This window comes from Rhodopirellula maiorica SM1, assembly GCF_000346295.1.
In the GTDB taxonomy this organism is placed as follows: Bacteria; Planctomycetota; Planctomycetia; order Pirellulales; family Pirellulaceae; genus Novipirellula; species Novipirellula maiorica.
The window spans coordinates 1-10122 of sequence record NZ_ANOG01000320.1; the positions used below are offsets into that span (position 1 = coordinate 1).

At 54.8% G+C, this 10122-nt stretch carries 7 protein-coding genes; all 7 read right to left on the reverse strand.

Going from position 1 to position 10122, the window contains the following annotated elements:
• Positions 1-924, reverse strand: a 924-nt coding sequence (locus RMSM_RS10365; protein WP_008695152.1) for an FAD-dependent oxidoreductase, incomplete at its 3' end; no start/stop codon positions are given.
• Between the two features lie 258 nt (positions 925-1182).
• On the reverse strand, positions 1183-1980 hold the full coding sequence (locus RMSM_RS10370) for a 3-keto-disaccharide hydrolase (protein ID WP_008695154.1): 798 nt from the start codon (positions 1978-1980) through the stop codon (positions 1183-1185).
• 121 nt (positions 1981-2101) lie between these two features.
• Positions 2102-3544, reverse strand: a complete 1443-nt coding sequence (locus tag RMSM_RS10375) for a DUF1501 domain-containing protein (protein ID WP_236622080.1) — start codon at positions 3542-3544, stop codon at positions 2102-2104.
• A 28-nt stretch (positions 3545-3572) separates the two neighbouring features.
• Entirely contained in the window at positions 3573-6626 is a 3054-nt protein-coding gene (locus tag RMSM_RS10380) for a DUF1553 domain-containing protein (RefSeq protein ID WP_008695157.1), read from the reverse strand.
• The gene (locus RMSM_RS10385; protein WP_008695158.1) at positions 6627-7874 is read right to left on the reverse strand and encodes a Gfo/Idh/MocA family protein; all 1248 of its coding nucleotides are present in this window, start codon (positions 7872-7874) and stop codon (positions 6627-6629) included.
• Positions 7875-8005: 131 nt separating this feature from the next.
• A complete protein-coding gene (locus RMSM_RS10390; RefSeq protein ID WP_160168276.1) occupies positions 8006-9295 on the reverse strand; it encodes a PQQ-like beta-propeller repeat protein in 1290 nt (429 codons plus the stop codon).
• Positions 9296-9365: 70 nt separating this feature from the next.
• The gene (locus RMSM_RS10395; RefSeq protein WP_040765364.1) at positions 9366-9869 is read right to left on the reverse strand and encodes a Sec-independent protein translocase family protein; all 504 of its coding nucleotides are present in this window, start codon (positions 9867-9869) and stop codon (positions 9366-9368) included.
• Between the last annotated feature and the right edge of the window lie 253 nt (positions 9870-10122).

The following is a 10122-nucleotide window of genomic DNA, read 5'->3' on the forward strand; positions in this document are numbered from 1 at the left end:
GTTGCCATCCAGTTTTCCGCCGGGCACATCGTACAGGTCAAAGCCAACGCCGCGGCCTTGGTTGAGCAAATGGCGTCTAACGGCCTCGAAGCGAGCGGGATCGTAATGATCCGGTTCCGGCATTGGGACGCGATTCGCGGGGTCGGCGGTCAAGCACAGACGGAAACTGTAAACCATTACATTCGAGTCGCCTTGGTCCACGGGGCCCGCATCGGTTGTGGTGATCAGCGGCAAGATTTTGCCTTCGTCATCCAGCCCCGAAATGTTCATCTTTGCCTTGGTGAACTGTTTGCCCGCCAGCGACTCGCCATACTCGCTCTTGCCTTCGCGGCCGATCGTCCAGCTGACGCCCGCTGCGGCCATCAAGTCGCCTTCGTAAGTTCCATCGATAAATACTTTGGCCGAGAAGTCACCGGCATTGGTGTGTAGCGTCGTGATCTTCGCGCCCTCTTTGGCGACGGACTCGAGCACTCGTTCGGTCAGCACCGTTACTTTGGCTTCGTCGAGCATCTGCTGCGTCACTCTCGCGGCCACATGCGGCTCGTAGGACCACTTGCTTTGATCTTTGACGCTGACGTCGTAGGGCAACGTGATGCCACGTGATTTGTAATCTTGTTGGATTCGGCGATGCCATTCATCGAACAGCCCCATCACGGTGCTGCGAACCGTTTGATTCGAATCGCTAAAGCAAAGACCGCCGGTGTTGACGCCGCCCACATGATCGGTGGGTTCCAGCATGATGACCGAAGCCCCTTCGCGTGCCGCCGCAATCGCCGCGCAAAAACCGCCTGGGGTCGAGCCATAGACGATCACGTCGGCTTCGGTCGCGGCTTGGGACGGCGAGCTGAGGCTGATTACAAGTGCGACAGCGACGAGCACGGGCAAATGACAGGAAGGACGTCGCGTCTTGGAAATGAAAAACATGGTGGGGAAGATTATTGAGGTAGGGCGGGGGGAAGCATTTCTCTGTAGCGAAACTCGCCAGAGTTCCTAGTGCTTCAACAGCACATATAGGAATTCTGGCGAATCCCACTACTCGAATATCACTCAGTGGCCTGCAAGACGATGAACCGTACAACAGTGTTCGCTCGCTGGGACAGCCGATATTACGAGACATCTGAAGGCCGTGGGAGCCAGCCAAACTCATGATGAATTCGGCTGCGGCATTTCTTTGACCGATCGTTACTCGGTTAGTTCTTTGACGCGAATGTCACGCCACAGTACGGTGCCGCTTTTGCCGGCATGGATTTGCAGTCCAAAGAAGCCTTCGGGATAGCTGCCATCATCAACCCAGTGAGCCGCGGGCACACCGTTGAGCCACGTTTTGACAACGTTGCCCTTGGCCATGATCGTCAAGCGATTCCAGTCGGTTTTCTTCAGCGCCGCGCGGACCGCTTGATGCTCCTTCAACCACAGCGGATAGAAGTATCCACCACAGCTTTGGCCATAGATGCCGCCGGACCAATGGCGGTCGCCGGTAATGCCTTCCATTTCCGCTTGCGGTCCAAACACGGTTTCCGACTTCACGCCTTTTTTCGACTTGGATGTTTTCGACTGGGCGCGAAACATCACGCCGGAGTTGCCATTGGCTTCCCATTTCATTTCACAAGTAAAGATGAAATCACGGTAATCATCTTTGTCTGTGGACAGGTAGGTGCTTGGCGATCCAGGAACGCAGGTCCCCTTCAGCAAACCGTCCTCCACCTCGAACAAACAGCTACCACCCTTTGCAGACCACCCGGTTAGATCTTTGCCGTTGAACAGCGACGTGAACCCTTCGGACAATTCAGGTTCCTCATCGGTGTTCAGCAGCATCTCGTCCGCAGGGGGGATGTTTTGTTGATTCTTGTACTTTTCGTACCAGTCCTTTTGTTGAGGATCGACTTCGCCGGCACGGGTCATCCCGCCAGCGACGATCACGCCTCCCACGACGAGGGACATGATGAATGGCTTGATCGATGCGAACGCTGGATGCAACATATTGAGTTCCTGTCAAAGTTGAAAATAGAAAGTTGAAAATAGGGTGGAGGGGGTAGAGCTGGTTTTAATTGCTGACGCTAAGAATACAAACGAATTTTGGGATGGAGGTGAATGACTTTTCTTATGCCAACGCTTCACGAACGACATCGCCGTGAACGTTGGTTAGACGTCGCTGAATCCCATTGTGATAGAACGTTAGTTTTTCGTGATCGATTCCAAATAGATGTAATACCGTGGCATGAAAATCGTGCCAAGGGATGGGGCGTTCGACTGCTTTCCAGCCAAGTTCATCGGTGCTGCCGACGGCGATTCCTGGCTTCAATCCCGCACCGGCCATCCAGCAACTGAATCCATAGCGATTGTGGTCGCGTCCTGGACCGACCTTGTTCGCAGCGGATTGGGCAAACGGGGTGCGTCCAAATTCGGTTGTGAACAACACGAGTGTATCATCCAACATGCCTCGTTGCTTCAAATCACGCAATAATGCTGCGACCGGTTTATCGATACGTCCTGCTTCGATCGTGTGGTTTTCTTTGACATTTTCATGAGCATCCCAACTGGCACGTGGGCTGCCGGCGATCGGGCCGCCCGAAAACAGTTGCACAAAACGTACGCCCTGTTCCAACAGCCGACGTCCCAGCAAACAGCGTCGGCCCATATCCGCAGTCGTTTTTTCGTGGATGCCATACGCCTGTTGTGTCGTGAGCGATTCGTCAGCAAAACGGCTGACGCTGGGAATCGATGTCTGCATCTTTGCCGCTAATTCGTAAGACTTGATCCGCGCCAGCAGTGCCGCATCGTCGCCGTTGCGATCAGCATGGGCTTGGTTCACGGCAGCAATAAAGTCGCGAGTCGCAATATCGGCGGCACCAAGATTTTGTGCTGGGAATAGATCTCGAACCGGTCGATCGCCACCACGAAGCACGACCCCTTGATGATTCGAGGGCAAGAACGAACTGCTCCACGTGGACGCACCTGTATTCGGGGCGCCGCGTTCATCATTCAGTACGACATAGGCTGGCAGCGACTCATTCTCCATTCCCATCCCATAGGAAATCCAGCTTCCCATCGAGGGAAAACCATTGAACTCAAAACCGCTGTTGGCCAAGAATAATGCCGGAGTATGGTTCGCCGATTTCGATTCCATCGACCGCAAAATGGTCAGGTCGTCGGCGAGTTCGGCAATGTGGGGAAACATCTCCGAGATCAGTAGTCCACTTTCACCGCGAGGTTTAAATTCCCAGTCTTGTTTGCGTAGCAGTCCCATTTGGCCAAAGAAGAGATCCACCTGTTCGTCGGTTTGCAGCGATTTTCCGTGTAGCTTCGTCAGCGCGGGTTTGGGATCGAACGAATCGACATGGCTGAGTCCACCGACAAGACAAATGTGGATCGCCCGTTTCGCTTTCGGGTGAATCGACGTTTCCGCAGCTGATACGCTGGATGATTCGCGGGCGATCAACGTCGCAAGCGCAGTGGCCCCAAGTCCACTGATGCCCCAATTGAAGAAGTCTCGACGAGTGGTGGTCGTGTTCATAAAGTCATGTACTCGCACGGAATTTGACATCTTTGGCTGGACATCGTTTTTACGCTGTTCAATTCATCACAAATTCGTTGAGATTAAAAAGCCCACGGCACAAAGCCGCCAACCCATGATGGCGAACAAGTTTCTCGGAAAGGTCTCGCTCCTGCGCGTCGGGGGCACGCGAGATGGCGAGTTGCCATGCTCGTGTGACTTGCTCGTGAAGATCATCTTGGCATTCGGATTGAACCCGCTCTGCCATGGCATGGGCCATTTCGAGAACAAACGCGTTGTTCAATAGACTCAGTGCTTGAAGCGGCGTTGTGGTCACGGCGCGACGCGGTGCCGTGGACGCCGAGTCGGGGCAATCCAATGTATCGAGCAACGCACTTCGTCCGCCTCGCGGGTTGAAACGATAAACCGTTCGCCGCCAAAACGCTTCGTTGCGGGTGTCGATCGGTTCATAGTAGGTTGTGCCGTTGTTTTCGGTTACCGAGACGTCGACAAAACTCGGTCCACCTACCGCGTCGTCCAACCTTCCGCTGGCCACCAGCATGGAATCTCGGATCACTTCCGCATCGAGCCGACGTATTGTCCCTCTCCACAGCAAGCGATTGTTGGCATCGATTGATTGCCCCTTTGCATACTGTCCCGGATCATGTCCGCGCGAAGCTTGTCGATAGGTTTTCGACGTCACAATCGCACGATGCAGCGATTTCATCCGGTAACCGTCCGCATGAAATTTGAAGGCAAGATACTCAAGTAGTTCGGGATGCGTCGGACGTCCGCCATTAAAACCGAGGTCGTTAGGCGTATCGACGATGCCAACGCCAAAGTGATAGTGCCAAATGCGATTGACCATCACGCGAGCCAGCAGCGGGTTCGCGCCGCTGGTCAACCAGTGGGCAAGTTTGCGGCGACGCTCGGCTTCGGGAGCATCAACCGCTAAATTGAAATCGCCTGATAGCTTTGATATCGCCTTCAATCCTGCTGGCGTAACAACATCGCCCACATTTGCGGGGTCGCCACGCAATAATACGTGCGTCGTGACGCCCGGCCCCGGAGTCAACGTATAGATTTTGGCCTTCGTCTCGGCAGAGTGTTTTTCAATAGCCTTGCGTGTCTTTGCGATGGCTTTTTGTAACGCCCTTCGGCGGTCGCGTTCTGAAGCCGTGAGTGACGCTTCAATCTCGAGTTGGCTGACGTGACCCGCCAACGTGTTTGAGGACCTTCGGATCTCTTTGGCTGACAACGCGCGATCGTAGAAAGCCACGCGGTGTAGTTTGGCCCGCAACAATCGATTTCCGCCAGCGGGTTTGTGTCTCAGCCCGAATAGGATCTGTGATTCGCCCGCCTCATATTTTTGTAGCGGTGATTTTCGAATCGACTTTCCGTACGCTACGCCGTCACGATAGCCGATGATCGTTCCGTCGGTTTGATAAACGATGGCAATATGCACTGGCCGGTTCACGGCGTCGGTTTCTTGGTCTGCGGTGAACGAATCGGTGCGTGCAAAGCTGTTGCTTCCCGCCATCCATTGCCGCGGATCTTTTTCAGCAAAAACGATCGCGTCAAAGATGCCGCCATTGGATGACTGTAGCGAGATTGCCGCACCGCCGCGTTGATCCAATGTATCAAGTTGTATCCATGCCTCGAGCGTTTTCTCGCGAATCGACGTGGCGATTGCTGGCGTCTGAACATAACTTTGCCCATCCAAAATCAGCATGCCTGATTCGATCTTGGCGTTTCCGATCGCGGTGCCATGTAAATTGCCGATGCTGTCGGACAAGTCGTTGTCGAAATCCCAACGCGCAAATGCCAAAGGGGATTCTGTGATCGGGGCATTCAATCCGTCGCGTTTGGCAATGATCGCGCGGCGTGCCGCTTGATCGATCACAGCCAATTCCTGTTGTAACGAGCCTAGTTCGGAATTCAGCTTGTTTAGTCGATCCACATCCTCGGGCGTTTGTTCGACGCGTTCACCGAAGCCAAGCCCCGAGATCGACGACGCCATTTGGTAATACTCGCGTTGAGTAATCGGATCAAATTTGTGGTCGTGACAACGCGCACAATGGACGGTCAAACCAAGGAAGCTTTGGCTCAGCGTGCCCAGCACCTCTTCGATCTCGTCTTGGCGAGCCAGTTCACGCATTCGCGGGCTACCGCCGACAACGGTGTTATGAACCCCTGCAACCCAAAAACCGGTCGCAGACGCTCCTTCGATTCCGCCACGAATTTGGTCGCCGATTAATTGCTGACGCACAAATTCGTCGTAGGGCATGTCGGCGTTCAGTGACGCGATCACCCAATCACGATAATGCCAAGCATTTTTGCGAGGCGCGTTTCGCTCGAAGCCATCGCTTTCGCCGAAACGCACAACGTCCAACCAGTGACGTCCCCATCGTTCGCCATAGTGTTTGGATGTCAACAGATCGGCGACCACGTTTTCGTACGCCGCATCGGATGGGTCCGAGACAAACGCAGCAACTTGTTCCGGAGTCGGCGGAAGTCCGATCAGATCAAAATAGACTCGCCGTATCAGCGTGCGAGGATCGGCTTGGTGGGCAGGCTCAAGACTGGATTCTTGCAAGCGATTCAAGACAAAGGCATCAATTGCGTTGCGAGACCATTCTTCGTTTGCAACCACAGGGGGCGTCGACTCGCGAAGCGGTTGTAGCGACCACCAATCACGTCCGGCGCGAGTCGATGTTGACTTCGCGTACGGATCAATCGGGCTGAAGCCCCACGCTGCTCCCTCGTCAATCCATTGTTTCAGTGTGAGTTTTTCTTCGTCGCTGAGCGGATGTTTGGGCGGCATCTCGTCGGACTCGACTCGCTGCCACAACACACTACCGTTTGAGTCATGAGGAACAATCGCCAACCCACTATCGGATTGCGCCATGGCCAAGTCGACATCGTCAAGCGACAATCCGCCTTCGGCTTCCTCGCCCGCGTGACACTCAAGACAATGAGACACAAGAATGGGCGCGACCACGCTGTCGAAATCGATTTTGGGATCGTTAGCGGTCTGCTGTGCCACGCAGACCGCCGAACTCACCACGAATCGCAGGAATACAAAAAGCAACAACGCGGATGGCAAAGCGGTAGCATGTGTCAAAAATCGCATTTAACCGATCTCGGGGTAAGTCCATGGCGCTCGGTACTTTCGTTTCAGAAGTCCGTTGGCTTCGTCGTCGCCAATGATCCGCTCGGACTCGCCGTCCCACCGCACGCTGCGGCCAAGTTTCAGCGACAACATCCCTAACAGACTCAGCGTGGTGGCTTGATGACCGATTTCGATATCCGCCACCGGACGACGCTTCGATTCGATCGATTGCAAAAAATCCGCCCACAGCAATTTTAGGTTGTGTCCATCGGGCTCCTGTAATTGATGGTCCTCATGCACCACTGGCTTGCGGGCATCGTCGGGATAGAACGTCCAACCGTCGCGCCATCCCATATGGAACGTTCCCTTGCTGCCATAAAAATTGCATCCCACTTTCGATTTCTCGGGACCAGCGCCGCCGAATTGGCGATGTTCCCAAATCGCGGTGAAGTCGTCGAATTGGTAGGTTGCGATTTGCGAATCCGGTGCATCCGTGGTTTGCACATTCTCGTTTAATATTGCTTCGCCGCGGACCGGACGACCGCCGCTGGAGTGGACGCTTTTAGGTGATTGTTGGTCACACCACCACAACATTTGGTCTAACCAGTGCACTCCCCAATCGCCGAGCGTGCCATTGGCAAAATCAAGATATTGGCGAAAACCACCAGGATGAATTTTGCGATTGTACGGGCGCAGTGGCGCCGGACCACAATACATCTCCCAATCGAGTGTCTCGGGCGGAGCACTATTTTTGGTTGGGGTTTCTGCACCGCCGCGGCTGTGAACAAACATTCGCACCAAACCAATGTCTCCGGCCCCACCGTCTTTCAAGAATTTCATTCCCGAAACGTGATGGGGGCCAATGCGGCGATGCAGTCCGACTTGGACGATTCGATCGGCGGCCCGCGACGCTTTTAAAATCGCCTGGCTTTCACCGATCGTATGCCCGGTCGGTTTTTCGATGAAGATGTGAGCCCCGGCTTCGATCGCCGCCAGTGTGTTCAAAGCATGCCAATGATCCGGAGTCGCGATGATCGCAATCTCGATCTCTTCTTTTTCAAACAGCTCACGGAAATCCGAATACAGCTTCGGCTCTTCCCCCGACAGATCATTGACCTCTTCGGCCGCAATTTCCAGTTTGTCTTGGTCCACATCACACAGGGCTACGACTTTGGTTTGTCCAGCCGCCATCGCTTCACGCAAGATGTTCATGCCCCACCAACCCGATCCGATCAGCGCGGTGCGGACTTTTTGCCTTTGCTGCTGCATGAATTTTGGGCGCGGCGACCAAAGTCGAAGCTGCAACGGTGGAAGCGATAAAGGCACGTCGATCAAGGGACATCGAGTGGTAATCCGTAGAGAGATGGGGGAAGGAGGGAGGGAATCGCGAGTTCGCTATTTTAATCGCGGAGATCGACGCAAGCGACTTGGCCCTGGATCGATCGGCAAAAAACGCGTCCCGAGGATAACACGGGAACCGTCCAACATTTGCCGTCGAGCACTTTGGCTCGCGAAATCTCATGAAATCCATTGGGAGTTGCCGGTGCCAAAACCAATTCGCCCACTTCGGTCAATACGATCAATTTGCCATCGGCAAGACTCAATCCGCCCGGTTTTAATTCGTCTTCGGACCAAACGACTTCGCCGGTTTCCCAGCTTAGACAGGTCAGTCGAGCACCGGCTTCCATGTCGCCGTCGATTCCATACAAGTGGCCATCGTACAATAGCGAACCATGCAATTGGTTCAGCATGTTCTTGTTCTTCCAGATCAACTCGGGTTCGTCGTCGGTCAATTGGAACAAAGCCGCGCCACGATTGTATCCCGAGCAGAGGAACATCTTGCCATCGTGGATGATCGGGTCGGCGGCGTTACAACCAAAGCTGGTCAACCAGCGAAGTGACCACTGCGGTTGCCCCGTTTCCAAGTCGACACCGGTAAAGGATCGACCCGAGGGGAAGACAACTGTGTGGGTTTCATGGATTGGCACCGGAGAAGCATAGCCGCACTCGCGGTCCGGCGAACTCCAGATCAAATCGCCATTGTGTTTGTTGACGACCGCACCGGATTCACCCAAGGTCAGTACTAATTTGTCACCGACAACAAGCGGCGCGGCGGCAAATCCCCAACCAGGCAGACGGACCTCGGCGACGTCCGCGATTTGTTTCTGCCAGCGGACCTCGCCCGATTGGTTGTCAAAACAGAACAGGGCACCGGCACGACTGAGGACATACAGCCGGTCGCCGTCGATGGTCGGCGTGGTGGTGGGACCGCCTTCGAAATCCCGGGCATCCAACGACGCGGGATAGGCGTGCTTCCAAATCACATGACCATCGCTGGCGTCGACACAGTAGACCACGGCATGATCGTCGACATGCCCGAGCGTGTAGACGCGATTGTCTTGGACCACCACCGACGAAAACCCGGTGCCGACGTCGATCGTCCATGCGATCGGCAGCTTGCCCGACGGCCACTCGGCCTTCCAATCGGTTTCGCTGGAAATTCCATTCAGATCGGGACCTCGCCATCGATACCAATCTTCGGCAACCAGCGTGGCAGGAAAAATACATGCAATGATGCTGGCAGCAAAAGCCAACATCGCAGGGGCCCATTTTTTAGAGACCCGTTTTTTAGAATACAGCAGCTTGGGTGCAACGAAGGGGGGGAATGTTGCGAAGGCAGGAGATTTCATGCTGCCCAGTATAACACGCGTCCAACACAACTGGAGCCCAGTCATCGTGATCAGCGGGACTCAGCAAGACTCAACGAGAGAGCGGTTCGCTGGGGGATAAGAGGGCCTGCTGCTCAGCCGGGCGATCCGATTCGGTTGTCACCGTCGAATGACGCGTGCGTGGCGGTCGACCCGCCCGTTTCCAAAGCTCGACATGTTTTTCTTTGACCTCACGCAGATCGTCTTCGGTTTGCGAGGCATATTGCTGAGCATCCGCGATCATCTTTGACACGGTTCCGAAGCGTGGGTCCGCGCGAACCACGCTCGATTGCGACATGCTGTCAATTTGTTGTTGAGCGACCGCCAACTGTTGTTCAAGTTCGGCGACGCGTGAGTGGGCGGTTTCAACTTCATCAAGCGTTTGTTCGTCAAATTCAACCCCCGCGAACGATCGAATCCCAGCGTCACTCAAAATTTCACGAATGGCCGACGGGGCGAATAGCAGTGCCAGCATTGCCAACACAATGATCAGCTCGCGAATTGCGGCAAATCCGTCTCGAATGGATGCGTATTTGCTAAGAGGGGAATCCGACATGATGCCATCGAACATCCAAAGGAGTGGAAGCGTTTTTCGTCTTTTCGCTTATTCAAGTACGTGGCGTCCAGAGCGATTTAGCCGGCCGAAACGGGGGGGCAGCCAACGGTGTTAGTCCAATGCCATCGACTTTGGCAGTCGCTGGGTGATTTTCTTAGCGGAGCGGCGCGAGCTCGCGCCCATGGCTACATCATGTCGCCACTTCGTGGCTGGGTGGCTTGTTGTATCTTCGCTTCCGTCCGGCTTGCCCGGA